The organism is Pseudomonas sp. NPDC089743, from assembly GCF_044748785.1.
GTDB classification, from domain to species: Bacteria; Pseudomonadota; Gammaproteobacteria; order Pseudomonadales; family Pseudomonadaceae; genus Aquipseudomonas; species Aquipseudomonas putida_X.
Genome location: NZ_JBIVGS010000002.1, coordinates 186,042 through 208,594, shown reverse-complemented (window position 1 = coordinate 208,594; position 22,553 = coordinate 186,042). Strand labels below are relative to the sequence as shown.

Sequence of the window (22,553 nt, the reverse complement as noted above, 5' to 3'; positions counted from 1 at the left end):
GAGCTGCCGCTCCCGGCCCTTCGCAGGTTCGCCCCAAGCGGCCGGTACCCACAGCACCACTCGCTTCCAGCCCTGTAGCCCATAACAAGGAATTCCACCATGCAGCGTTCGATAGCCACCGTGTCCTTGAGCGGCACACTGCCGGAAAAGCTCGAAGCCATCGCCGCCGCCGGTTTCGACGGCGTCGAGATCTTCGAAAATGATCTGCTCTACTATGCCGGCAGCCCCCGCGAAGTGCGGCAGATGTGCGCCGACCTCGGCATCGCCATCACCCTGTTCCAGCCGTTCCGCGATTTTGAAGGCTGCCGCCGCGACCGCCTGCAGAAGAACATCGACCGCGCCGAGCGCAAGTTCGACCTGATGCAAGAGCTGGGCACCGACCTGGTGCTGGTGTGCAGCAACGTGCAGGCCGACGCCCTGGGCGACGAACAACTGCTGGTGGACGACCTGCGCCTGCTCGCCGAGCATGCCGGCCAACGCGGCATGCGCATCGGCTACGAAGCCCTGGCCTGGGGCCGTCACGTCAACACCTACCAGCAAGTGTGGAACCTGGTGCGCCAGGCCGACCACCCGGCGCTAGGCGTGATCCTCGACAGCTTCCACACCCTGTCGCTCAAGGGCGACCCTGCTGCGATCCGCGATATCCCCGGCGACAAGATCTTCTTCGTGCAGATGGCCGACGCGCCGATCCTGGCCATGGATGTACTGGAGTGGAGCCGCCATTTCCGCTGCTTCCCGGGGCAGGGCGAAATGGACCTGGCCGGTTTCCTCGCGCCGATCCTGGCTACCGGTTATCGCGGCCCGTTGTCGCTGGAAATCTTCAACGACGGCTTCCGCGCTGCACCGCCGCGCCAGAACGCCGCCGATGGCCTGCGTTCTTTGTTGTACCTGGAGGAACAGACCCGTCTGCGCCTGCAGCAGGAAGGTACCGCCATCGAGCCGGGTGTGCTGTTCGCACCGCCCGCCGCCAGTGCCTACAACGGCGTGGAGTTCCTCGAATTTGCCGTCGACGAAGCCGTCGGCGCGCGGCTGGGCAGCTGGCTCAAGCGCCTGGGCTTCGCCGACGCGGGCAAGCACCGCAGCAAGGACGTACGCCTGCTGCGCCAGAACGACATCAACATCGTGCTCAATGCCGAGCCGTATTCCTTTGGCCACAACTTCTTCGAAGCCCACGGCCCATCGCTGTGCGCCACCGCACTGCGGGTCAAGGACGAGCACGCGGCGCTGCAACGTGCCACCGACTTCCGCGGTCAGCCGTTCCGCGGGCTGGTCGGCCCCAACGAATGTGAGGTGCCTGCCGTACGCGCCCCGGATGGCAGCCTGATCTACCTGGTGGAGCAGGGCAAGGAAGGCCCGTCGCTGTACGACACCGACTTCCGCCTGGAGCCCAGTGCCAGCAGCACCGGTGGCCTGCAGCGCATCGACCACATGGCCCTGGCCTTGCCGGCCGAGTCGCTGGACAGCTGGGTGCTGTTCTACAAGAGCCTGTTCGACTTTGCCGCAGACGATGAAGTGGTGCTGCCCGACCCATACGGGCTGGTCAAAAGCCGTGCGCTGCGCAGCCAGTGCGGCAGCCTGCGCCTGCCGCTGAACATCTCGGAAAACCGCAACACCGCTATCGCCCACGCGCTGTCGAGCTATCGCGGGTCGGGTGTGCATCATATCGCCTTCGATTGTGCCGACATCTTCAAGGAAGTGGCGCGGGCGAAGGAGGCCGGTGTGCCGTTGCTGGAAATTCCGCTCAATTACTACGACGATCTGGCGGCTCGTTTCGATTTCGACGACGAGTTTCTCAGCGAGCTGGCGTACTACAACGTGCTGTATGACCGCGACGCACAGGGTGGCGAGCTGTTCCACGTGTACACCGAGGCGTTCGAAGACCGCTTCTTCTTTGAAATCATCCAGCGCAAGGGTGGCTATGCCGGCTATGGCGCGGCCAACGTGCCTGTGCGCTTGGCGGCGATGGCCAAGCGGCGCAGCGGGGCGGCGCGCAAGCCGGTGTTGTAACCCGCGCAGGGTTCACGGCCTGTGAAATCGGGCGCTGCTCGCGCGGCGCCTGATCATGGCCACAGGCTGGCCCTCGCCAATCCTGCCCGCTCGATCAACAGCGCGCTTCCCCCCAACCCTCCACTCACGGATAATCCCGTCCAAATCCCAATAAATACCCCGTGAGCAGCTATGAGCAATCCCGTTGCCCCCCTCGGCCAGCCCGAGATCGAAGGGACACGCAAGTCGCGCAAGAACAACCCTGAAAAAACCCGCGAGGACATCCTTCAGGCCGCCATCAACGAGTTCGTCCAGCAAGGCCTGGCAGGCGCGCGGGTGGATGCCATCGCCGAGCGCACCGCTACCTCCAAGCGCATGATCTACTACTACTTCGGTAGCAAGGAGCAGCTGTACGTCGAGTGCCTGGTCAAACTCTACGGCGACATCCGCAAGACCGAGCACCGCCTGGACCTGGAGTCGCTGCCGGCCGAGCAGGCCATCCAGCGCCTGACCGAGTTCACTTTCGATCACCACGACCGCAACGTCGATTTCGTGCGTATGGTCTGCACCGAAAACATCCACTACGGCGAGTACGTGAAGAAAACCCCGGCCATCCGCGAAATGAGCAGCCTGGTCCTTCAGGCGCTGGGCCGCACGCTGGAGCGTGGCGTGCAAGAGGGCGTGTTCCGCCCGGGCATCGAAGTCATCGACCTGCACATGCTGATGAGCGCGTTCTGCTTCTATCGGGTATCGAACCGCCACACCTTCGGCGACATCTTCCAGATCGACCTGCTCGATGACCAGGTAAAACTGCGTCACAAGGCCATGATCTGCGAAGCGGTGATGCGTTACATCCAGGCCTGAGTGCCGTTCACTCGCCCAGCCGTTGCTCACGTGACGGCGGGTAGCCGAAGTAGGCCGCGTAGCACTTGCTGAAGTGCGATACCGAAACAAAGCCGCAGGCCACCGCGACCTCCATCACCGACAGGTCGGAGTACTGCAGCAGGCGGCGGCTCTTGGTGATGCGCAGTTCCATGTAATAGCGCCGTGGCGAGGTGCCCAGCTGGGCCTGGAACAAGCGGTCGATCTGCCGCCGGGAGCGGCCGCTGTAGGCCGCCAACTGGTCGAGGCTGAGGGTCTCCTCAAGGTTGTTTTCCATCAGCTCGACGATGGTACGCAGGTGCAGGCTCATCGACTTTTTCGCCCCCGGCCCAACCTGGCGGTGGCGCGCACCAGAGAACGAGAGGATTTCCTCGACGCCTTCTGCCAGGCCGTCACCGTACAGGCGGCGGACCAGGCCGAGCATCAGTTCCATGGCGCCGTTGGGGCTGGCGGCGCTGAGCCGATCACGGTCCAGTGTGAAGCTGGCCGGGGTGATGCGTGTCTGCGGGCTGCGCTCGGACAGGCTGGCACGCTGCTCGGGGTGAATGCTGCAGCCGTAGTCATCCAGCACCCCGGCGCGGCCAAGGAACCAGGCGCCGTTCCACAGCCCGCCCAGGGCCTTGCCGTGGGCGGCGCAGTCACCCAGCAGGCGGTCCAGCTCGGGGTACTTGAGCGGTGTACGCAAGCCGCCGCAGATGATAAGCAGGTCGAGTGCTTTCAGCTCGCTGGCAACCAGGTCAGTGGCCACCAGTTCCAGGCCCAGGTCGCTCAGCACCCGGTCACCGTCCAGCGACAGCGGGGTAAAGCTGAAGCTGTCGGCGCGCAGCAGGTTGGCGGTGACCAGCACGTCCATGGCCACGGTGAAACTGGCCATGGAGAAGTGCTTGAGCAGGACGAAGTCGACGCGATAGGGCACCTGGGGGCTGGCCGCGGTGGACTTGAGCCGTAGCATGTTGGTGGTGCTGGTCTTCTTGCTGAACTGGCGTGGGCTGGGCACTCTGGACTCCGCTTCCTGGCTGGCCAGCAGAGTGTGGCCGGTGGCCTGTGGAAAGACAATCGCCCGGGTGGGGTTGTGGTAGTGGAGGTCGTATTGAGGCAACTGGGCTATGCTGGCGCCTCCCACTTGGAGAGCCTCGATGAAATACGCCGTCGCCCTGTTGTTCAGCCTGCTGCCGCTGGTGGCGAACGCCCTGCAAACCGGGGAAAAGCTCGCACCGTGGACGCTGCTCGATCAACATGACCAGCCCTATACCTTGGAGGCCGGCACGCAGGTGCTGCTGGTGGCCCGCGATATGGACGGTGCCAAGCTGGTGAAGGCGGCTCTGGCCGACCAGCCCAAGGGCTACCTGGAGTCGCGCCATGCGGTGTTCGTGGCGGATATCCAGCGCATGCCTGCGCTGATCAGCAAACTGTTCGCCATCCCCGCCATGCGTGATTACAACTACCGGGTTATGCTTGATCGTGAAGGGCAGGTGGCCAGCCGTTACCCTGGGCATGAAGGCAAGGTGCTGTGGTTGCAGCTTGAGCAGGGTGCGCTGGTCAGCCAGCAGGAGTTCGCGGATGCGCCAGCGTTGAAGGCGGCCCTGGAAAAGGCGCAGCCAAGCAAATCCGAATGAACCCTTGCCGCTGGCAGTAACCCAACCCTTTACATGCCAACGGGAGAGTGCTCATGGAAATCGGAACGATCTGGATCATTGTTGCGGCCTTGGTCATCTTGCTGGAGATCTTCGCCATCTGGAACATCATCGGCAGCGAGCGGCGCGCGGAGCGCAAGATGTTATGGATCGTCTTCGTCGTCTACGCCCCGTTCCCGGGATTGCTGTTCTGGGCCTGGCGAGGGCCGCGGGCAGTGAAGGGCAGGGCGGTACTGGAGGAAAAGTGAGGGGCACGGCGTCAGGTGCGCAGCGCCTGATGCCATTTGTGGTGGCGAGTTGAGCCATAATTCGGGGGCCGCTACTTTGTTGACGTAAGCCTTCGAACACTCTCTTGCCCCGAGCCCACCATGCTGCCCATCGAACTGCTGACCACTACCCCCGACCAGGCCGACCTGATCCGTAATCTCTATCAGTTCTATGCCTACGAGTCCTCTGACTGGGAGCAGGAAGACGTTGAGGTGGATGGGCGCTTCTACATCCACGAAGAGCACCTGCAGCGCTATTGGCTTGCAGACGGCTGGAGCGCCAACCTGGTGCTGGTGGATGGTTTCATTGCCGGCTTCGTGCTGGTCGAACGCAGCGAGCTGCCGGGTATCGATGCCAGTGAACTGGCCGACCTGTTCATCCTCAAGCGCTACCGACGGCAGGGTATTGGCCGTGCGGTCGCGCTGCAGGTGCTGAGCGGTGCCGGCGACTGGCTGCTGCGTTGCTACGCGCCGGACCCCATCGCTGTCGCCTTCTGCAAAGCCGTCGTGGCCGACCTGCCGCGGCCGGTGCAGCCAATCATGCTGGGTGATGACCCGGACCTGCTCACCTATAAGGTAACGTCCGCTTACCACTGAGCGGGGTGGGCAAAAAATTGTGATCTACTTCACAAAATCCCGCCAAGCGGCATAATGCCATTACCTTGTATTTAAGACCCGGTCGCTCTGGCCTGGGGGTCCTTTTCGTGCGCGTTGCAGGTTCAGAGAAATTTTCATGTCGCTAGTCGCAAGCCCCGACGTCATGTACCGGCTGTTGATCCAGAGCGTGGTGGACTACGCCATCTACCTGCTCACCCCTGACGGTATCGTCGCTAACTGGAACCCGGGCGCCCAGCGGGCCAAGGGTTACCTTGCCGACGAGATCGTCGGCAAGCACTACTCGCTGTTCTACAGCGAAGCCGAGCGCGTTGCCGGTCTGCCCGAGCAGAACCTTGCACAGGCGCGTGACACTGGCCGTTTCGAAGAAATCGGCACACGCCTGCGCAAGGATGGCACGACCTTTCATGCCCATGTGGTGATCGAGGCCGTGCGCGATGACAGCGGCCGTGTGGTCGGCTTCGCCAAGGTCACTCGCGACATTTCCGAGCGGCACCAGCAGGAGCTGGAGCTGCTGCAGGCCAAGGAGCTGGCTGAACAGTACAGCCAGGAGATGACCAAGCTTTCGCAGTTCCTCGATTCGGTGATCGCCAACATTCCCGCCAGCGTCATCGTCCAGGACCTGGAAAGCCAGCGTATTCTGTTGGTCAACCAGCAGGCCGAACGCCTGTTCGGTGGGGGCGGGCGCAGCATGATCGGCCAGTTGCCAGGTGAGTGCCTGGCACCGGCTGCGGCCGATTACCTGGAACAGCAGCTCGCCCGCGGCGCGCGCAACCCCAAAGGGTATGCCGCTGAAACCCGCGTCGATACCGCCTGTGGTCCGCGGACCCTGCGCAGCCGCGCCTTGCTCAGCCAGAACCGCGAGGGCCAGGCCGATTATGTGCTGTTCGTGGCTGAAGACGCCACCGAGGAACTGGCCGCCCACGCCCAGATCCACCACATGGCCCATCACGACGCGCTGACCGGGTTGCCCAACCGCACGCTGTTCAACGAGCGGCTCAAGCAGGCGTTGGTGCGCGGCCACCAGAGCGAGAAGCTGACCGCAGCGCTATGCCTGGACCTGGATAACTTCAAAAATATCAACGATTCCCTCGGCCATGCCTTCGGCGACAAGCTGCTGCGTGCATTGGGCAAGCGCCTGCGCCGCGAACTGCGTGAACAAGACACCCTGGCCCGTTTGGGCGGCGACGAGTTCGCCGTGGTGCTGGCTGGCCTGGATGGCCGCGAGGCTGCCTGCAACACGGCGCGGCGCCTGATTGACGCGATTTGCCCGCCGTTCCAGATCGAAGGGCACCAGTTCACCGTGGGGGTGAGCATCGGCATTGCCATTGCCCCCGATGACAATGAACAGGCCGAACAGCTGCTCGGTTACGCCGACATGGCCCTCTACGAAGCCAAACGCAATGGCCGCAACCGCTTCGAGTGCTTCCACGTCGAACTGGATGTCGCCGCCCGCCAGCGCCGGCTGGTCGAAACCGACTTGCGTACCGCGCTGCACTTGGGGCAGTTGCACCTGCACTACCAGCCGATCGTGGATCAGCAGACCAGCAGCGTGACGGGCTACGAGGCGCTGTTGCGCTGGGAGCACCCCAGCCGCGGCATGGTGATGCCCATGGACTTCATTCCCATTGCCGAAGAGACCGGGCTGATCCACGAACTCGGCACCCGTGCGCTGAACCTGGCTTGCCAGGAGGCGGCCAGCTGGGACAGTGAGCAGACGGTGTCGGTCAATCTTTCACCGGTGCAGTTCAAGAACGCCAACCTGGTGCATACCGTGGCGCTGGCCCTGGCGGACTCGGGCCTGGCGCCCCAGCGCCTGGAGCTGGAAATCACCGAATCGGTACTACTGGGCAACAGCGAGGAAAACGTGCGTACCCTGCGCGCGCTGAAGGCCTTGGGGGTGTCGATATCGCTGGATGACTTCGGCACGGGTTATTCGTCGTTGGGTTACCTGCGCTCGTTCCCGTTCGATCGGATCAAGATCGACAAGTCGTTCGTGCATGACATGTGCGACAGCCGCGAGGCGATGTCGATCATCCGGGCGATCACCGAGCTGTCCAACAGCCTGATGATCAAGACGACGGCTGAAGGCGTGGAGTCAGAGGAGCAGATGCAGCGCTTGGCGGCAGAGGGCTGCTCGCACTTTCAGGGGTATCTGTACGGGCGGCCGGTGCCGGCGGGGGAGCGGTTGAAGAAGGTGGTTGGCGCGGTGGGGTGAAAGGGCCGCACAGCGGCCCCGCTGTTCAGCTGTTCCAGTCTGGCGCAAAGTCAGGGCTCACCACGCGCTGATCCTTCGGCAAACCGGCTATCAGTGCCCGGTCCTGATCATCCAGGTGCACATCCAGCGCCGCCAGGTTGCTCAGCTGGTTCTCGCGGCTGCTGGCCTTGGGGATCACCGCCACGCCGTCCTGGTCCAGCAACCACTTGAGCGCCACCTGGCTCGGCAACACGCCATGCTTGCGCGCGATGTCCTGGATCACTGGCTGCGCCGCCGCCCGCCCGCGGGCAAGAGGGGTATAGGCCGTGAGCAGCAGGTCATGCTGACGGGCGTAGTCGAGCAGCGGTTGCTGGCTGAGCAGCACGTGGTATTCCACCTGGATCGCCGCCAGCGGCGCGCTCAGCGCTTCGATCACCTGGCGCAGCAGCCCGAGTGGGAAGTTGGCCACGCCGATGCTGCGTACCTTGCCCTCGTCGCGCAGGGCTACCAGCGTCTCGATGCTGCGGGCCAAGTCCCAGTCTTTGCCGGGCCAATGAATATGGAACAGGTCGACCTGCTCGGTGCCCAGGGCACGCAGGCTGTTTTCCAGCGACTGGCGCATGGCCGCGGGCGCCAGGCTGTCCCACCAGACCTTGGTGGTCAGGTGAATCTGCTCGCGGGGCACGCTGCTGTCGCGCAGCGCCTGGCCGACAGCGGCTTCGTTGTCGTAGGCAGTGGCGGTATCGATGTGCCGGTAACCCAGCTCCAGTGCCTGGTGCACCGCACGCGTGCACTCGGCGCCAGTCATCGGCCAGGTGCCCAGGCCAATGCTGGGCAGGTCGAGGCCGTTGCGGGTGGTGAGCCTATGCATGAAAACTCCTTGTCCGGGTTTGAGGTTCCAGCGCCGATGGTGCGCGTTTCGACGGTCAGGGACCATGAGCAGCCTCCAGAAAGTGGTCGATCAGCGAACGAAAAACACATTGCTCTGCACGCGCGTGCCGATTGGCCTTCCTCAAGTCGTCGTATCTCTTCTAGAATCCCTTGCAGTCGCACTGCCTTCACCTGGCGTCGCATGCCGCAACGCCGCCATCGAGAACGCCATGAGTTCCAGCACACCGTTGTCCGGAGTCAACCACCCCCTGCGCGGCATCGCCCTGGTGGTGGTGGCCACGTTCCTGTTCGCCAGCCACGATGCCTTGTCCAAATTCCTCGGTGGCCTGTACCCGATCATCATGGTGGTGTGGGCCCGCTACGTGGTGCACACGCTGCTGATGGCCGGCATATTCCTGCCCAAGTCCGGCCTCAATGTGCTGCGCACCCGGCGCCCGGTGCTGCAGACCTTGCGCGCCCTGAGCCTGCTCAGCACCAGCCTGTTCTTCACTGCCGGCTTGCAGTACCTGCCACTGGCCGAGGCGACTTCCGTCAACTTCCTGGCCCCGGTGCTGGTCACGGCGCTGTCGGCGCCGCTGCTCAAGGAGCGGGTCACGCCTGGGCAATGGGTCGCGGTGGTGTTGGGCTTCGTCGGCGTGCTGGTGGTGGTGCACCCCGGTGGCGCGATGTTCACCCCGGCGATCCTGTTCCCCCTCGGCTCAGCGCTGGGCTTCTGCTTCTACCAGTTGCTCACGCGCATACTCGCCGCCTATGACAGCCCCACCACCAGCAACTTCTACGCCGGGCTGTGCAACACGCTGGTGATGAGTGCGTTGGTGCCGTTCTTCTGGGAGCTGCCGCGTTGGGACCATGCGCTGCTGATGCTGGCATTGGGTGGTTTTGGCATGAGTGCGCACCTGCTGCTGACCCAGGCCTTCCGCCATGCCGCGCCGGCGCTGCTAGCGCCGTTCAGTTATTGCCAGATCGTGTTTGCCGGCTTGTTGGGGGTGCTGATCTATGGGCAGGTGCCCGATAGCACCACCCTTGTGGGCATCGCCATCATCTGCCTGAGTGGGCTTGGGGCTGCCTGGATGCAGCGCAGGAAGTGAACAGAGCCCACGCCCGCACTACCTGGCCATGAACTGCAGAATCCGTTCGCGCAACCAGCGTTCGGCCGGGTCATTGTCCTGGGCGCCGCTCCATACCATGGACAGTTCCGCCTCGGTGATGTCGAACGGCGCCGGGTCGGCGCGCAGGCTGCCGTCGTCAGCCAGGGCGCAGGCGGCGTAGTCCGGCACAGTTGCGATCAGCTCGGTGTTGCGCAGCAGCGCACGCAGGCTGCCGAACTGTGGCACGGCCAGCACCACCTTGCGGCAACGGCCGATGCGCGCCAGATCAAGGTCGATGTTGCCACTCATGTCTCCTGAAAACGACACCATCACATGCGGCCTGGCGCAGTATTCGTCCAGGCTCAGTGGGCCTGGGCGGCTGTCAGCGCGCAATACGCGCACGCCGATGTCACGCAGCTTGCGGCGCTTGGCCGTAGCTGGCAGGTCAGTGGTATAGCTGACGCCCACCGAGATCTCGCCGCTGGCCAGCAGGCCAGGCATCAACAGGAAGTTGGTCCGGCGCACCACTACGCTGATGTTGGGTGCTTCTTCGCGCAGGGCTTGCAGCAGGGCGGGGAACAGGCCGAATTCGGCGTCATCCGAGAGCCCAAGGCGGAACACGTTGCAGCTGTTGCTCGGGTCGAACGCCCGGGCGCGGCTGATCGCTGAAGAGATGACGTCCATGGCCGGGCCCAGCTCGGCGAAGATCTGCACGGCCCGGGGGGTTGGCTCCATGGCCCGGCCGCTGCGGATCAGCAGCGGGTCATCGAACAGCTCGCGCAGGCGGGCCAGGGCGGCGCTGACGGTGGACTGGGTGATGAACAGCTTTTCGCCGACGCGGGTCAGGTTGCGCTCGAGCATCAGCGCTTCGAAAACCACCAGCAGGTTCATGTCGACGCGGCGCAGGTCGTTGCGGTTCATGGGGCTTGGCTCACGCAGAAGGTTGGTTAGCGCTGTATTGAAGCACGGCGCGGGGCCGCGCGCCTTGTAGGGATGTGCGGCCAGGTGGCCGTACTGGGCACCTGACAGAGCCAACCTATCACCCTGCAATAGCCACTCTATTAGAAGTCTGCCCAAGCTCGACTAGTCTTGTCCGTGGCCCTGCGAATTCCCCTGCGGGCGGCGACAGAGCACCTGGGTGCAAGACCTTGCCGCCACGCCGTGACAGTTTCGCAAGCCCCTGTCGGACGTGACCGACCGGACCTGATGAGGGGTAGGCATGAGCCCATGTGCTCAGCGCAGAAGAACAACTGGCACAGACCTGAAATCTGGATAACCGACCCAAAGGTAACAGCAGATGTCGAACGAATCGAAATGCCCGTTCCATCAAACCGCAGGTGGCGGCACCACCAACCGAGACTGGTGGCCTGACCAGCTCAACCTCAGAATTCTTCACCAACATGGCGCCAAGTCCGACCCTATGGACCCGGACTTCGACTACGCCAAGGCGTTCAAGAGCCTCGACTTCCAGGCGCTCAAGCAAGACCTGACCGCCTTGATGACCGACTCCCAGGACTGGTGGCCGGCCGACTTCGGCCACTATGGCCCCTTGTTCATCCGCATGGCCTGGCACAGCGCCGGCACCTACCGCATCGGTGATGGCCGCGGCGGTGCCGGCTCCGGTCAGCAGCGTTTCGCACCGCTCAACAGCTGGCCGGACAACGTCAGCCTGGACAAGGCCCGGCGCCTGTTGTGGCCGATAAAACAGAAGTACGGCAACAAGATTTCCTGGGCCGACCTGATCGTGCTCACTGGCAACGTCGCCCTGGAATCGATGGGCTTCAAGACCTTTGGCTTCTCCGGCGGCCGGGCAGATGTGTGGGAGCCGGACGAAGACGTGTACTGGGGCTCGGAAAAGGTCTGGCTGGGCGGCGACACCCGTTACGGCAAGGACCAGGTCAAGGCGCAGGCACCGGGGCAGGGTGACCTGGTGGCCGAACCTGCCAAGCACGGTGAAGAGCAGAACCGCGACCTGGCCGCCGAACGCAACCTGGAAAACCCGCTGGCCGCCGTGCAGATGGGCCTGATCTATGTCAACCCGGAAGGCCCGGAAGGCAACCCCGACCCGGTGGCTTCGGGCAAGGATATCCGCGAAACCTTTGCCCGCATGGCCATGAACGATGAAGAGACCGTGGCGTTGATTGCCGGCGGCCACGCTTTCGGCAAGACCCACGGCGCAGGGCCGGCCGACAACGTCGGCGCCGAACCGGAAGCTGCCGGCCTTGAACTGCAAGGCCTGGGCTGGGCCAACACGTTTGGCACCGGCAAGGGCGGCGACACCATCACCAGCGGCCTGGAGGTGACCTGGACCTCGACGCCAACGCGTTGGAGCAACGAGTACCTCAACAACCTGTTCAACTTCGAGTGGGAGCTGACCAAGAGCCCGGCCGGTGCCCACCAGTGGCAGCCCAAGGAGGGCAAAGGCGCGGGTACCGTGCCGGATGCCCATGACCCGAGCAAACGCCACGCACCGTCCATGCTCACCTCTGACCTGGCCCTGCGCTTCGACCCGATCTACGAGCCGATAGCCCGGCGTTTCAAGGACAACCCTGACCAGCTGGCAGACGCCTTCGCCCGCGCCTGGTACAAGCTGATCCACCGTGACATGGGGCCGCTGGCACGTTATCTCGGGCCGGAAATGCCCAATGAGGAACTGCTCTGGCAAGACCCGCTGCCCAAGGCCGTTCAACCGTTACCCAGTGAGCAGGACATTGCCGCGCTCAAGAGCAAAATCCTGGCATCAGGGTTGAGTGTGGGTGAGCTGGTATCGACCGCCTGGGCAGCCGCGTCGACATTCCGGGGCTCTGACAAGCGTGGTGGGGCAAATGGCGGCCGCCTGCGCCTGGCGCCGCAGAAGGATTGGCCGGCCAACCAGGGCACGGGCAAAGTACTGGCGGCACTGGAGCAGATCCAGGGTGAGTTCAATAACGCTGGCAAGCACATCTCGCTGGCTGACCTGATCGTTCTGGCCGGTACCGCCGCCGTGGAAAAGGCCGCCAAGGATGCCGGCTACACGGGCAACGTGGCGTTTCGCCCGGGCCGGGTCGACGCCTCTCAGGAACAGACCGATGTCGAGTCCTTTGCCGTGCTCGAGCCACTGGCTGACGGTTTCCGCAATTTCAGCAAAGCGCGCTACAGCGTCAAGGCCGAGAAGTTGCTGCTGGACAAAGCCCAGTTGCTGACCCTCACCGCCCCGGAACTGACCGTGCTGATCGGCGGCCTGCGGGTGCTCGGTGCCAACCATGGCGGCAGCAAGGACGGGGTGTTCACCGACCAGCCAGGCACGCTGAGCAACGACTTCTTCCGTAACCTGCTGGACATGGGGGTGGAGTGGAAGCCCACCTCGGATGACAACGAAAACTTCGAAGCCCGCGACCGCAAGACCGGGCAGGTGAAGTGGACCGGCACCCGTGTGGACCTGGTGTTCGGCTCGCACGCGCAGCTAAGGGCGCTGAGCGAGGTGTATGGCAGCAGCGACGGCAAGGACAAGTTCATCAAGGACTTCGTCGCGGCTTGGGTGAAGGTCATGGAGCTGGACCGTTTTGATTTGAAATAGAGGTAATGGCTGGGGCTGCTTTGCAGCCCAATCGCCGGCAAGCCGGCTCCCACGGGCACCTCGCTAAGCCTGACGGCGGTGGAGTGCTTGTGGGGGCCGGCTTGTTTGCAAATGGGGAAGTGGCCATCGCGCCAATTCCAGGTCGGGTAGGTACAAAAGCGTCCTCGTTCGTTCTGCTGCAATGCATCTCAGGCGGCCGGCCTGAAACAGCGTGCTCACAACGACAAGGAACACCGACTATGCAAATGCCCCAGACCCTGAAAATCCACAACGGCAACAAGGTCAAGCCGACATTTTCCGCACAGGAATACGCCGCCCGGCATGCCCGGCTGAGGGCCTACATGGCCGAGCAGGACATCGAGGCGGCGATCTTCACCTCGTACCACAACGTCAACTACTACAGCGACTTCCTGTACTGCTCATTCGGCCGCCCCTATGCACTGGTGGTGACCCACGACAAGGTGGTGTCGATCAGCGCCAACATAGACGGTGGGCAACCCTGGCGTCGTACGGTTGGCACCGACAATATCGTCTACACCGACTGGCAACGCGACAACTATTTTGTGGCGATCCAGCAGGCGCTGCCGCTGGCGTCGCGTATCGGTGTGGAGTACGACCACCTCAACCTGCAGAACCATGCCAAGCTCGCCGCCTGCTACCCAAGGGCCGAACTGGTGGACATCGGTGCCCCCTGCATGCGCATGCGCATGATCAAGTCCGCCGAAGAACAGGCGCTCATTCGCCACGGTGCCCGGGTGGCCGACATTGGCGGTGCTGCGGTGGTCGAGGCGCTGCAGGACCAGGTGCCGGAATATGAAGTGGCACTGCATGCCACCCAGGCGATGGTCCGCGAGATCGCTCGTAGTTGCCCCGACAGCGAGTTGATGGACACCTGGACCTGGTTCCAGTCCGGGCTCAACACTGACGGTGCGCACAACCCGGTAACCAGCCGCAAGGTCAATCCGGGCGACATCCTCAGCCTCAACTGTTTCCCCATGATCGCTGGCTACTACACCGCGCTAGAGCGAACGTTGTTCCTAGGCCACTGCCCGGACGAGCACTTGCGCCTCTGGCAAGCCAACGTCGAGGTGCACGAGGCAGGGCTGAAGCTGGTGCGCCCGGGCATGCGCTGCTGCGATATCGCCCGCGAGCTGAACGAAATCTTCTTGCGTCATGACCTGCTGCAGTACCGCACCTTCGGTTATGGCCACTCATTCGGCACGCTCAGCCATTATTACGGCCGCGAGGCAGGACTGGAGCTGCGCGAGGATATCGATACGGTTCTGGAACCGGGCATGGTGGTGTCGATAGAGCCGATGATCATGCTGCCCGAAGGGCTACCGGGGGCAGGGGGGTACCGCGAGCATGACATTCTGATCGTCAATGAAACGGGGGCCGAGAACATCACCAAGTTCCCGTATGGACCGGAGCGCAACATCATTCGCAAGTGACTGCATGTGCCGGCCTCTGCGAGTGCGCAGGCCGGCGCAAACCACACAATAACAACTGTATGACCTTCAGACCCTGCCTCCAATTAGAAGAATCAGAGGGTATCCGTCATGTCCAGCACCACCCTGAATGCTCCCACCCTCGCCGGTGCCGCCCAAGGCGCCGAACGCCAGGCCCTGCGCAAGGCCGCCCGTGCCAGTTTCATGGGCAACTTCGTCGAATGGTTCGATTACGCCGCCTATGGCTACCTGGCGACCATCATCGCCGCCACCTTCTTTGCGCAAACGGACAAGACCAGCGGCCTGCTGGCGACGTTCGCGGTATTCGCCCTGTCCTTCCTCGTACGCCCGCTGGGCGGGATAGTGTGGGGTCATTTTGGCGATCGTTATGGCCGGCGTAATGCCTTGTCACTGTCGATACTCATCATGTCGATTTCGACCTTCTGCATCGGCCTGTTGCCGGGGTATGCGCAAATCGGCCTGTGGGCACCTTGCCTATTGTTGCTGATCCGCCTGGTGCAGGGTTTTTCCGCTTCGGGCGAGTATGCCGGCGCGGCGGCCTTTCTTGCCGAATATGCACCGCCTGGCCGACGCGGGCTGTACACCAGCATCGTGCCGGCCAGCACCGCCGCCGGGCTGTTGTTCGGCGCAGCATTCGTCGCGGCGTTGCATGAACTGCTCAGTACTGAGGACTTGCACAGCTGGGGCTGGCGCCTGCCGTTTTTGCTAGCGGCACCGTTCGGACTGGTGGGGCGTTATATCCGCATGAGCCTGCAGGACACACCCAAGTTCCTGGAAATGGAACAGCGGTTGGAAAGTAAGGCCTGCATGACCCCGGCGCCGATCCGGGAACTGCTGAGCCATCACCGCCGTAGTTTGGCGATCGGCATTGGGGTTACCTGCCTCAACGCTGTTGCGTTCTACCTGCTGCTCAGTTACATGCCCACTTACCTGTCGAGCGAAATGGGTATGAACGAGCGTGACTCGTTCATCGCCTCGACGGTTTCGCTGACCACATACATTGGCCTGATTTTCCTGATGGGGCGCCTGTCTGACCACTTTGGCCGCAAAACCATGCTCGTGGTTGCTTCGTTGCTGTTCCTGGGGTTGACCGTGCCGCTGTTCAAGCTGCTCGATGGCCAGCCCCTGCTGGTGGTGCTGGCGATCCAGATTTCCTTCGGGGCGATGCTGGCGATGAACGACGGCACCTTGCCGTGCCTGCTGGCCGAAATATTCCCCACCCGAGTGCGTTTCAGTGGCTTTGCCTTGAGCTTCAACCTGGCCAACGCCTTGTTTGGCGGGACGGCACCGTTTATCGCTACCTGGCTGATTCATGTGACCGGTAGCAAATTGGCGCCTGCCGGGTACTTGCTGGCGGCGGCTCTGGTGGCGCTGGTGGCCATGTTGATGTGCCGGGAAACAGCTCATGGCGAACTGAAGGACTGAGGTATCAGTGCAACGATGCCTGTCGCCGCTCCCCAAGCGGCGATAGGCCAAAGAATCGGCTGTAGCTCTTGGAAAAATGCGCCGGCGAACTGAACCCGCATGCCAGCGCCACCTCCCGCACCTGCACGTCGCTGCGCAACAGCAATTCCCGCGCCCGTGACAACCGCAACTCTAAGTAATACTGGCTGGGCGTACGCTGCAAATACTTGTGGAATAGCCGTTCAAGCTGGCGCACGGTGACCTCATTGAGGCTGGCCAGCTCCTCCAGCGCCAGTGGTTCCTCTAGGTTGGCCTCCATGATCGCCACCACTTGGCTAAGCTTGGGCTGGGCACTGCCCAGCAAGGTGCGCAACGGCACGCGCTGGGGCTCGCGCTCGCCGCGCACACGGTCGCACAGCAGCAATTCGGCCGCCTTGGCAGCGATGTCTGGGCCGTCGACTTCGCGGGCGACCAGTTGCAACATCATGTCCATGGCCGCAATGCCACCGGAGCAGGTGTAACGGTCGCGGTCCAGTTCGAACAGCTGGCTGGAAATGACGATCCCAGGGAAATGTTCCTGCAGGGCCTCTATGTCCTCCCAGTGGATAGTGCAGCGATAGCCTTTGAGCAGATCGGATTTGGCCAGCAGGTAGCTGCCCGTACAGATGCCCCCCAGCGGGACGTGCTGGCGGGCCAATTGGCGCAGCCAGTCGATCAAGGGCCGGTTACCCCGGCTGCGGTCGATCGGGTTGGACCCGACCACGAACAGGGCATCCAGCGGCGGGGCGGTGGCGATCGTATGGTCAGGCAGGATGCGCATGCCGTTACTGGCCATCACCGGCGCTTCGCTGGCAGCGAGCAATACAGTGCGGTAGAGGGGCCGGCGGGCGGCCAGGTTAGCCATGCGCAGGGTTTCCACTGCCGACGCCAGGCCGATGGTTGTGAAGTTGGGCAGCACCAGAAAGCCGAAGGTCTTGGCTGGGCAAGGCGATACGATTGCAGATACGGGGTGGACCATTGCGATCTTCCTGTGCAAGCTGAGGCGTGATTCGTTGGGGGCAGTGAAAAGCAGGCCTCGCATGTTTCTTGTTGTTATGGATCGTTGCCGGGTCGATCTTACACCTCGGCGCGATAGCCAGGAATGGACCTCAATGCAGACAGAAGGTGAAACTATTTGAACCCCGAATCCATGCTGGCGGCGCTGCCGGGTTTCGCCATCGCGCCGCAGGCCATCCAGGTGTTGCCCGATGCCGCGGCCTATCGCACCTGCTTGCTTGAGCGCATCGGCGCCGCGACCCGACGCATCGTCATCGTCGCCTTGTACTTGCAGGAGGACGAGGCTGGGCAGGAAGTGCTGGATGCCCTGTACCAGGCCAAAGCGGCGCGGCCGAGCCTGGAGATCCTTATCGTGGTCGACTGGTTTCGCGCACGCCGTGGCCTGCTCGGCGCCGGGCGCCAGCCGGGCAATGCCGCCTGGTACCAGGCCCAGCGCCAGTTGCGTGGGCTGGACGTGGTCATCCATGGCGTGCCGGTGCAAACCCGTGAGCTGTTTGGCGTACTGCACCTCAAGGGCAGCGTCATCGATGACTGCGTGATCTATACCGGCGCCAGCCTGAACAACGTCTACCTGCACCGTTTCGACCGCTACCGGCTGGACCGTTACCACCTGTTCCAGTCGCCTGCGCTGGCCGATGCCATGGTCGGCCTGGTACGCCGGCTGCTGCACCACACTGCGACGCCGCGGCTGGACCTGCCGGCGCCACCGACCAACCGCAGCCTGCGCGGCGATATTCGCCGCTTGCGTGCACGGTTGCGGCGCATGGCGTATGACGCACCGGCTGCCGTTGCAGGGCAGGGCATGCGGGTGATGCCGTTGCTCGGGGTTGGCCGCGGCAACCCGCTCAACCGCACGCTGTGCGCGCTGCTGGCCGCGGCGCGGTCGCAGATCATCATCAGCACGCCTTATTTCAACCCACCGCGAGTATTGATGCGTGAGATCGACCACGCCCTGGAGCGTGGCGTGCGGGTGGAACTGATTATCGGCCATCGGACGGCCAATGACTTTTACATCGCGCCGGGCGAGCCGTTCAGCGCCAGTGGCGCCTTGCCCTACCTGTACGAGGACAACCTGCGTGCGTTCGTCCGGCGGCGCCATGCCGGCATCGTCAGCGGCCAACTGGTGGTTCGGATCTGGAGCGACCCTGGGCACACCTTTCATGCCAAAGGCGTCTGGGTCGATCAGCGTTACTCGTTGCTGACCGGCAACAATCTCAACCCACGCGGGTTCAACCTGGACCTGGAAAACGGGCTGCTGATCGACGACCCGCTGGGCGAGTGGACGGTGCCGCGGGAGGTGGAGCTGGAGGGTATTCGCCGGCATGCCCCGAAGATCGACTCGGCGCAAGCATTGGGGGTCAAGGCCGAACACCCCAAAGAGGTGCGCAGGTTCTTGCGCCGCTTGCGTTACAGCCGCCTGGAGCCGTTGATCAAGCGGGTGTTGTAAGGCGTTTTTTACCTCTCTGAAAAGTCATGGCAAACGAATACAATCAGCCGTTTTCCACGTTAACCAGATAGGCCAAAACTTTCATGGCGCTTGATCCACCCACGATGCTGACCATCACGATTGCCCTGGCTGCCGCTGCAGCCTTGTACCTGGCGATAGAGTGGCGCAGCGTCCGCGAACCCTCGCTGCTGTTCTGGAGCGCGGGTTTCGCTACCATCACCGTCGGCTCCACCCTGGCCCTGCTGCGCGGGATCGGCCTGCTGTTGATCGGTATCTGGTTCGCCAACGGTTTGCTGGTGGTAGCGCATGCGTTCTTCCTGCTGGGGGTGCTGCGCTTTACCCAGGCCCGCCTGTCGCGGGCCTGGCTACTGATCGTCGTTGCCTGGTTCGCCTTGCTGCTGCTGCCCGTAGGGCCACAGTGGTCCAAGGTCATGCTGATGGTCAACTCGCTGTTGGTGGCGCTGCTCACGCTCAAGGCCAGCCTGCTGTTGCGCCCGCACGGCAAGTCGCTGAGCGTGGGGGCCGTGCAGTTGCGGTATGTGCTGCTCATCCATGGCCTGTTCTATGTGATCAAGGCTGGGATCGCGGTGACGCCTGGCACGCTGATCGACCTGGCGACCTTTGGCGGCCTGATCATCCAGGTGTCGCTGGTCGAGGGGGCCATGGCAATCATGCTGATCGCCCTGTCGATGACCGGTACCGTGCGTTATCGGCGTGAAGAGCGGATCGCCCGGCTCGCTGCCCGCGATCCGTTGACGGCGCTGTACAATCGCCGCGCGCTGGAGGTACGTGCCACGCCCCTGTTCAAAGACGTGAGCCCGGCCCGGCCTGGGGCGCTGCTGCTGATCGATATCGACAATTTCAAGCTGGTCAACGACCTGCATGGCCACGCGGCCGGCGACCGGCTGCTGGTCACGCTCAGCGAGATGATCCGTGCGGTGTTGCCAGAGCGGTCACTGGCGGCGCGGCTGGGTGGGGATGAGTTCGTCATCCTGCTCAGCGATGCCAGCAGTGAGCGGGTGGTGGAGCTGGGTGGTGTTTTGCGTAGCCAGTTCCAGCAATTTGCCGAGCAGGCAATGCCGACCCCGCAGGCGGTGACCCTGAGTATCGGCGCCAACCTGTTCGACCAGCCACCGGCGAGCCTGGCGGCGTTGATCGAGCAGGGTGATGTGGCGCTGTATCAGTCCAAGCGTGGCGGGCGTAACAGTATTCGCCTGCTCGACCGCAGCGAGATGAACCCCGCCAGCTAGCGCGTCAACCGGCCCTTACAAGTGCAGTCATCCCAATGCCAGTGAGTCAGCTTCATTAGGGCTGCTACGTAGCCCATCGCTGGCAAGCCAGCTCCCACCGGTGCGGCGGGGGCTTCAATTTACTGGACTGCCCCAATCCATTGGATTAGTGCCCAACTTCCTGGAGGCATTCCACATCAGTGTGGGAGCCGGCTTGCCGGCGATGGGCCGCAGTGCGGCCCGTTTTTCTTCAGGTCACAACCTGATAGCAAGGCACATACTCCGCGCCACCCGGCAGCTTCATCCGGTGCTGGTCGACGAACGCTTGCAGCAGGCGCCCCAGTGGCTCCAGTACCGCACTGTCACCGCGGATCTGGTACGGCCCATGCTGCTCGATCAGGCGGATGCCCTTGTCCTTGACGTTGCCGGCAACGATGCCGGAAAACGCCCGACGCAGGTTGGCGGCCAGTTCATGCGGCGGCAGGTCGCGGCGCAGGGCCAGTTCGGCCATGTTGGCGTGGGTCGGGTCGAACGGGTGCTGGAAACCGCCGTCGATCTTCAGCAGCCAGTTGAAGTGGAACGCGTCGTTGCGCTCTCGGCGGAACTGCTTGACCTCCTTCAGCCCCTCGACCATCTGCCGCGCCACCTCGGCCGGGTCATCGATGATGATCTGATAGTGGCGCTGGGCGGCCTCACCCAGCGTGGCGCCCACGAAGGCATGCAGTTGCAGCAGGAACGCTTCGGCACTGCGCGGCCCAGTCAGCACTACCGGGAACGGCAGGTCTTGGTTGTCCGGGTGCATCAGGATGCCGAGCAGGTAGAGGAATTCCTCGGCAGTACCGGCGCCACCGGGGAAGATGATGATGCCGTGGCCGACACGTACGAAGGCTTCCAGGCGCTTCTCGATGTCCGGCAGGATCACCAGTTCGTTGACGATCGGGTTGGGCGCCTCGGCGGCGATGATGCCCGGTTCGGTCAGGCCCAGATAACGGCTGCCGTGCATGCGTTGCTTGGCATGGGCGATGGTGGCGCCTTTCATCGGCCCCTTCATCACGCCCGGGCCGCACCCGGTGCAGATGTCCAGCTTGCGCAGGCCCAGTTCGTGGCCGACCTTCTTGGTGTATTGGTACTCCTCGCTGCTGATCGAATGGCCGCCCCAGCACACCACCATTTTCGGCTCGACGCCCGGGCGCAGGGTGCGAGCGTTGCGCAGCAGGTGGAACACGTAGTCGGTGATGCCCTGGGAGCTTTCCAGGTCGATGCGCTGGCTGGCCAGCTCGCTTTCGGTGTAGACGATATCGCGCAGGGCGCTGAACAGCATCTCGCGGGTGCTGGCGATCATTTCGCCATCGACGAAGGCATCGGCGGGAGCGTTCAGCAACTCCAGGCGCACGCCGCGGTCCTGCTGGTGGATGCGTACCTCGAAGTCCTTGTAGGCCTCGAGGATGGTCTTGGCATTGTCGACATGGGCGCCGGTGTTGAGGATGGCCAGGGCGCACTGGCGGAACAGGGTGTAGAGGCTTCCGGTGCCGGCTTCACTCAGTTGCTGGACTTCACGTTGCGACAGCGTCTCCAGGCTGCCTTTGGGGCTGACGGATGCATTGATGACATGGCGTTGGGGCATCTAAGTCTTTCCTGTGCAGGTAAAACATCCTTCTTTGACAACACCATAAGTCATGCGAAGAGCTTTTGCACACCCAGCGTAATCGCCAGCCCGCCACCGAGCAGCCACAGGTTGAGAATCGCCCCGGTCACAAGCGCCCGCGGGCCGGCCTGGCGGATCTGGCTCAAGCGTGTCTCCATGCCCAATGCGGTCATGGCCATGGTCAGGGCGAAGGTGTCCAGGCTGTTGACCGCTTGCGTCACGCTGCCTGGCAAAACCTGCAGCGAGTTCACCAGCACCAGGGCGAGAAAGCCGAAGGCGAACCAGGGCATGGCGATGCGACCGTTGCCTTGTGCCTGGCCCGGCAGGCGGGTACGGCTGATCCAGGCGCCCACCACCAGCAGCACGGGCACCAACAGCATCACCCGGGTCATCTTGACGATGGTCGCGACATGCGTGGCCTCGGGGCTTACATTGCTTGCCGCGCCCACCACCTGGGCAACCTCATGCACGGTGCCGCCCAGGAACAGCCCGGCACCCAGGGTGTCGAGGTGCAACCAGCCGCTGTTGATCAGTAGCGGGTACAGGAACATCGACAGGGTGCCGAACAGCACCACGCTACCCACGGCCATGGCACTCTTGTGCGGCGCGCTGCGCAGCGCCGATTCGAAGGCCAGCACTGCTGCGGCGCCGCAAATCGCGCTGCCGGCGGCGGTCAACAAGGCGGTGTCGCGGTCCAGTTTCAGCAGCTTCATGCCACACCACAGGCCGACCAGCAGGGTGCTGCCCACCACCAGCAGCGAGACTGTGAGGCCTGCCCAGCCGACTTCGGCGATTTCCTGCAGGCTGACACGCAGGCCAAAGAAGGCCACCGCGATGCGCAGCAGCCCGCGGGCAGAAAAATTGATGCCCGCCGCCCAACTGGCCGGTACGCCATCACGCAGGGCGTTGCCGTAGAGGGCACCGGCGACGATGCCGACGATGAGCGGGCTGATGCCCAGCTTGGCGATGAAGGGCAGGGCCGCCAGTTGGGTGACGGCGAACGCGAACAATGCGACGAACAGGATGCCGTTGAGCCGCCCTCGGGTAGAGAGGGTAGGGGCAAAGGCAGGGTTGGAAGGTACCGTGGCCATGTGAGTCCTCCGGACAGTGGATCGACAAGGCCTACTTTAATTTGGTTATAAGCTTATAAAAAATCGTAATTCAGGATGGCAAATATCCGTGTAGCTG

At 63.4% G+C, this 22,553-nt stretch carries 18 protein-coding genes; 12 read left to right on the top strand and 6 right to left on the bottom strand.

Going from position 1 to position 22,553, the window contains the following annotated elements; all coding sequences use genetic code 11:
* Nucleotides 1-99: 99 nt before the first annotated feature.
* Together quiC and ACIPZC_RS04385 are read left to right on the top strand one after the other, a co-directional pair.
* Nucleotides 100-2,007 carry a 3-dehydroshikimate dehydratase QuiC gene (gene quiC / locus ACIPZC_RS04390; RefSeq protein WP_241805853.1) on the top strand — a complete coding sequence of 636 codons (1,908 nt, stop codon included), beginning with the start codon at nucleotides 100-102 and terminating at the stop codon, nucleotides 2,005-2,007.
* Nucleotides 2,008-2,178: 171 nt separating this feature from the next.
* A complete protein-coding gene (locus ACIPZC_RS04385; protein ID WP_241805852.1) occupies nucleotides 2,179-2,850 on the top strand; it encodes a TetR/AcrR family transcriptional regulator in 672 nt (223 codons plus the stop codon).
* A 7-nt stretch (nucleotides 2,851-2,857) separates the two neighbouring features.
* Here ACIPZC_RS04385 and ACIPZC_RS04380 read toward each other — a convergent pair whose 3' ends face one another.
* A complete protein-coding gene (locus tag ACIPZC_RS04380) occupies nucleotides 2,858-3,865 on the bottom strand; it encodes a GlxA family transcriptional regulator (RefSeq protein WP_267823239.1) in 1,008 nt (335 codons plus the stop codon).
* A gap of 139 nt (nucleotides 3,866-4,004) precedes the next feature.
* Here ACIPZC_RS04380 and ACIPZC_RS04375 point away from each other — a divergent pair, with 139 nt between their 5' ends.
* The 4 genes from ACIPZC_RS04375 to ACIPZC_RS04360 all read left to right on the top strand — a co-directional run bounded on the left by ACIPZC_RS04375 (nucleotide 4,005) and on the right by ACIPZC_RS04360 (nucleotide 7,601).
* Complete coding sequence (locus tag ACIPZC_RS04375; protein WP_267823240.1) at nucleotides 4,005-4,484, top strand: FAD/FMN-containing dehydrogenase; 480 nt, start codon at nucleotides 4,005-4,007, stop codon at nucleotides 4,482-4,484.
* 53 nt (nucleotides 4,485-4,537) lie between these two features.
* A complete protein-coding gene (locus tag ACIPZC_RS04370) occupies nucleotides 4,538-4,750 on the top strand; it encodes a PLDc N-terminal domain-containing protein (protein WP_241805850.1) in 213 nt (70 codons plus the stop codon).
* Between the two features lie 120 nt (nucleotides 4,751-4,870).
* Nucleotides 4,871-5,365, top strand: coding sequence for a GNAT family N-acetyltransferase (locus tag ACIPZC_RS04365; protein WP_400625080.1), 495 nt, complete (start codon nucleotides 4,871-4,873; stop codon nucleotides 5,363-5,365).
* 136 nt (nucleotides 5,366-5,501) lie between these two features.
* Nucleotides 5,502-7,601 carry a putative bifunctional diguanylate cyclase/phosphodiesterase gene (locus ACIPZC_RS04360; RefSeq protein ID WP_400625078.1) on the top strand — a complete coding sequence of 700 codons (2,100 nt, stop codon included), beginning with the start codon at nucleotides 5,502-5,504 and terminating at the stop codon, nucleotides 7,599-7,601.
* A gap of 25 nt (nucleotides 7,602-7,626) precedes the next feature.
* Here ACIPZC_RS04360 and ACIPZC_RS04355 read toward each other — a convergent pair whose 3' ends face one another.
* Nucleotides 7,627-8,451 carry an aldo/keto reductase gene (locus ACIPZC_RS04355; RefSeq protein ID WP_400625076.1) on the bottom strand — a complete coding sequence of 275 codons (825 nt, stop codon included), beginning with the start codon at nucleotides 8,449-8,451 and terminating at the stop codon, nucleotides 7,627-7,629.
* A 229-nt stretch (nucleotides 8,452-8,680) separates the two neighbouring features.
* Here ACIPZC_RS04355 and ACIPZC_RS04350 point away from each other — a divergent pair, with 229 nt between their 5' ends.
* Entirely contained in the window at nucleotides 8,681-9,559 is an 879-nt protein-coding gene (locus ACIPZC_RS04350; protein WP_241805846.1) for a DMT family transporter, read from the top strand.
* A gap of 18 nt (nucleotides 9,560-9,577) precedes the next feature.
* Here the strand turns inward: ACIPZC_RS04350 and ACIPZC_RS04345 are convergent, their stop codons facing one another.
* Nucleotides 9,578-10,480, bottom strand: coding sequence for a LysR substrate-binding domain-containing protein (locus tag ACIPZC_RS04345; RefSeq protein ID WP_400625074.1), 903 nt, complete (start codon nucleotides 10,478-10,480; stop codon nucleotides 9,578-9,580).
* Nucleotides 10,481-10,856: 376 nt separating this feature from the next.
* On the opposite strand from ACIPZC_RS04345, the gene katG reads away from it, so the two are divergent.
* From katG to ACIPZC_RS04330, 3 genes are all read left to right on the top strand, one after another.
* The gene (gene katG, locus ACIPZC_RS04340; RefSeq protein ID WP_400625072.1) at nucleotides 10,857-13,115 is read left to right on the top strand and encodes a catalase/peroxidase HPI; all 2,259 of its coding nucleotides are present in this window, start codon (nucleotides 10,857-10,859) and stop codon (nucleotides 13,113-13,115) included.
* Between the two features lie 239 nt (nucleotides 13,116-13,354).
* Nucleotides 13,355-14,566 carry a M24 family metallopeptidase gene (locus ACIPZC_RS04335; protein ID WP_241805843.1) on the top strand — a complete coding sequence of 404 codons (1,212 nt, stop codon included), beginning with the start codon at nucleotides 13,355-13,357 and terminating at the stop codon, nucleotides 14,564-14,566.
* A gap of 108 nt (nucleotides 14,567-14,674) precedes the next feature.
* Entirely contained in the window at nucleotides 14,675-16,009 is a 1,335-nt protein-coding gene (locus ACIPZC_RS04330) for an MFS transporter (protein WP_267823255.1), read from the top strand.
* A gap of 4 nt (nucleotides 16,010-16,013) precedes the next feature.
* Here ACIPZC_RS04330 and ACIPZC_RS04325 read toward each other — a convergent pair whose 3' ends face one another.
* Nucleotides 16,014-17,006, bottom strand: a complete 993-nt coding sequence (locus ACIPZC_RS04325) for a GlxA family transcriptional regulator (protein WP_400625070.1) — start codon at nucleotides 17,004-17,006, stop codon at nucleotides 16,014-16,016.
* Between the two features lie 156 nt (nucleotides 17,007-17,162).
* Here ACIPZC_RS04325 and pssA point away from each other — a divergent pair, with 156 nt between their 5' ends.
* Both pssA and ACIPZC_RS04315 read left to right on the top strand, forming a co-directional pair.
* Nucleotides 17,163-18,491 carry a CDP-diacylglycerol--serine O-phosphatidyltransferase gene (gene pssA, locus ACIPZC_RS04320; protein WP_241805840.1) on the top strand — a complete coding sequence of 443 codons (1,329 nt, stop codon included), beginning with the start codon at nucleotides 17,163-17,165 and terminating at the stop codon, nucleotides 18,489-18,491.
* 83 nt (nucleotides 18,492-18,574) lie between these two features.
* A complete protein-coding gene (locus ACIPZC_RS04315; RefSeq protein ID WP_400625068.1) occupies nucleotides 18,575-19,741 on the top strand; it encodes a GGDEF domain-containing protein in 1,167 nt (388 codons plus the stop codon).
* A 229-nt stretch (nucleotides 19,742-19,970) separates the two neighbouring features.
* Here the strand turns inward: ACIPZC_RS04315 and ppnN are convergent, their stop codons facing one another.
* Together ppnN and ACIPZC_RS04305 are read right to left on the bottom strand one after the other, a co-directional pair.
* Nucleotides 19,971-21,344, bottom strand: coding sequence for a nucleotide 5'-monophosphate nucleosidase PpnN (gene ppnN, locus ACIPZC_RS04310; RefSeq protein ID WP_400625066.1), 1,374 nt, complete (start codon nucleotides 21,342-21,344; stop codon nucleotides 19,971-19,973).
* Between the two features lie 50 nt (nucleotides 21,345-21,394).
* The gene (locus tag ACIPZC_RS04305) at nucleotides 21,395-22,456 is read right to left on the bottom strand and encodes a YeiH family protein (RefSeq protein WP_400625064.1); all 1,062 of its coding nucleotides are present in this window, start codon (nucleotides 22,454-22,456) and stop codon (nucleotides 21,395-21,397) included.
* Nucleotides 22,457-22,553 lie beyond the last annotated feature (97 nt).

Excerpts from the sequence above, each read along its gene's own strand:
- ACIPZC_RS04330 (WP_267823255.1), top strand. The coding sequence starts at position 14,675 with ATGTCCAGCACCACCCTGAATGCTCCCACCCTCGCCGGTGCCGCCCAA.
- ACIPZC_RS04360 (WP_400625078.1), top strand. The coding sequence starts at position 5,502 with ATGTCGCTAGTCGCAAGCCCCGACGTCATGTACCGGCTGTTGATCCAG.
- ACIPZC_RS04350 (WP_241805846.1), top strand. The coding sequence starts at position 8,681 with ATGAGTTCCAGCACACCGTTGTCCGGAGTCAACCACCCCCTGCGCGGC.
- ACIPZC_RS04335 (WP_241805843.1), top strand. The coding sequence starts at position 13,355 with ATGCAAATGCCCCAGACCCTGAAAATCCACAACGGCAACAAGGTCAAG.
- katG (WP_400625072.1), top strand. The coding sequence starts at position 10,857 with ATGTCGAACGAATCGAAATGCCCGTTCCATCAAACCGCAGGTGGCGGC.
- ACIPZC_RS04370 (WP_241805850.1), top strand. The coding sequence starts at position 4,538 with ATGGAAATCGGAACGATCTGGATCATTGTTGCGGCCTTGGTCATCTTG.
- ACIPZC_RS04325 (WP_400625070.1), bottom strand. The coding sequence starts at position 17,006 with ATGGTCCACCCCGTATCTGCAATCGTATCGCCTTGCCCAGCCAAGACC.
- ACIPZC_RS04315 (WP_400625068.1), top strand. The coding sequence starts at position 18,575 with ATGGCGCTTGATCCACCCACGATGCTGACCATCACGATTGCCCTGGCT.
- quiC (WP_241805853.1), top strand. The coding sequence starts at position 100 with ATGCAGCGTTCGATAGCCACCGTGTCCTTGAGCGGCACACTGCCGGAA.
- ACIPZC_RS04385 (WP_241805852.1), top strand. The coding sequence starts at position 2,179 with ATGAGCAATCCCGTTGCCCCCCTCGGCCAGCCCGAGATCGAAGGGACA.
- ACIPZC_RS04345 (WP_400625074.1), bottom strand. The coding sequence starts at position 10,480 with ATGAACCGCAACGACCTGCGCCGCGTCGACATGAACCTGCTGGTGGTT.
- ACIPZC_RS04375 (WP_267823240.1), top strand. The coding sequence starts at position 4,005 with ATGAAATACGCCGTCGCCCTGTTGTTCAGCCTGCTGCCGCTGGTGGCG.
- ACIPZC_RS04305 (WP_400625064.1), bottom strand. The coding sequence starts at position 22,456 with ATGGCCACGGTACCTTCCAACCCTGCCTTTGCCCCTACCCTCTCTACC.
- ACIPZC_RS04365 (WP_400625080.1), top strand. The coding sequence starts at position 4,871 with ATGCTGCCCATCGAACTGCTGACCACTACCCCCGACCAGGCCGACCTG.
- ACIPZC_RS04355 (WP_400625076.1), bottom strand. The coding sequence starts at position 8,451 with ATGCATAGGCTCACCACCCGCAACGGCCTCGACCTGCCCAGCATTGGC.
- ppnN (WP_400625066.1), bottom strand. The coding sequence starts at position 21,344 with ATGCCCCAACGCCATGTCATCAATGCATCCGTCAGCCCCAAAGGCAGC.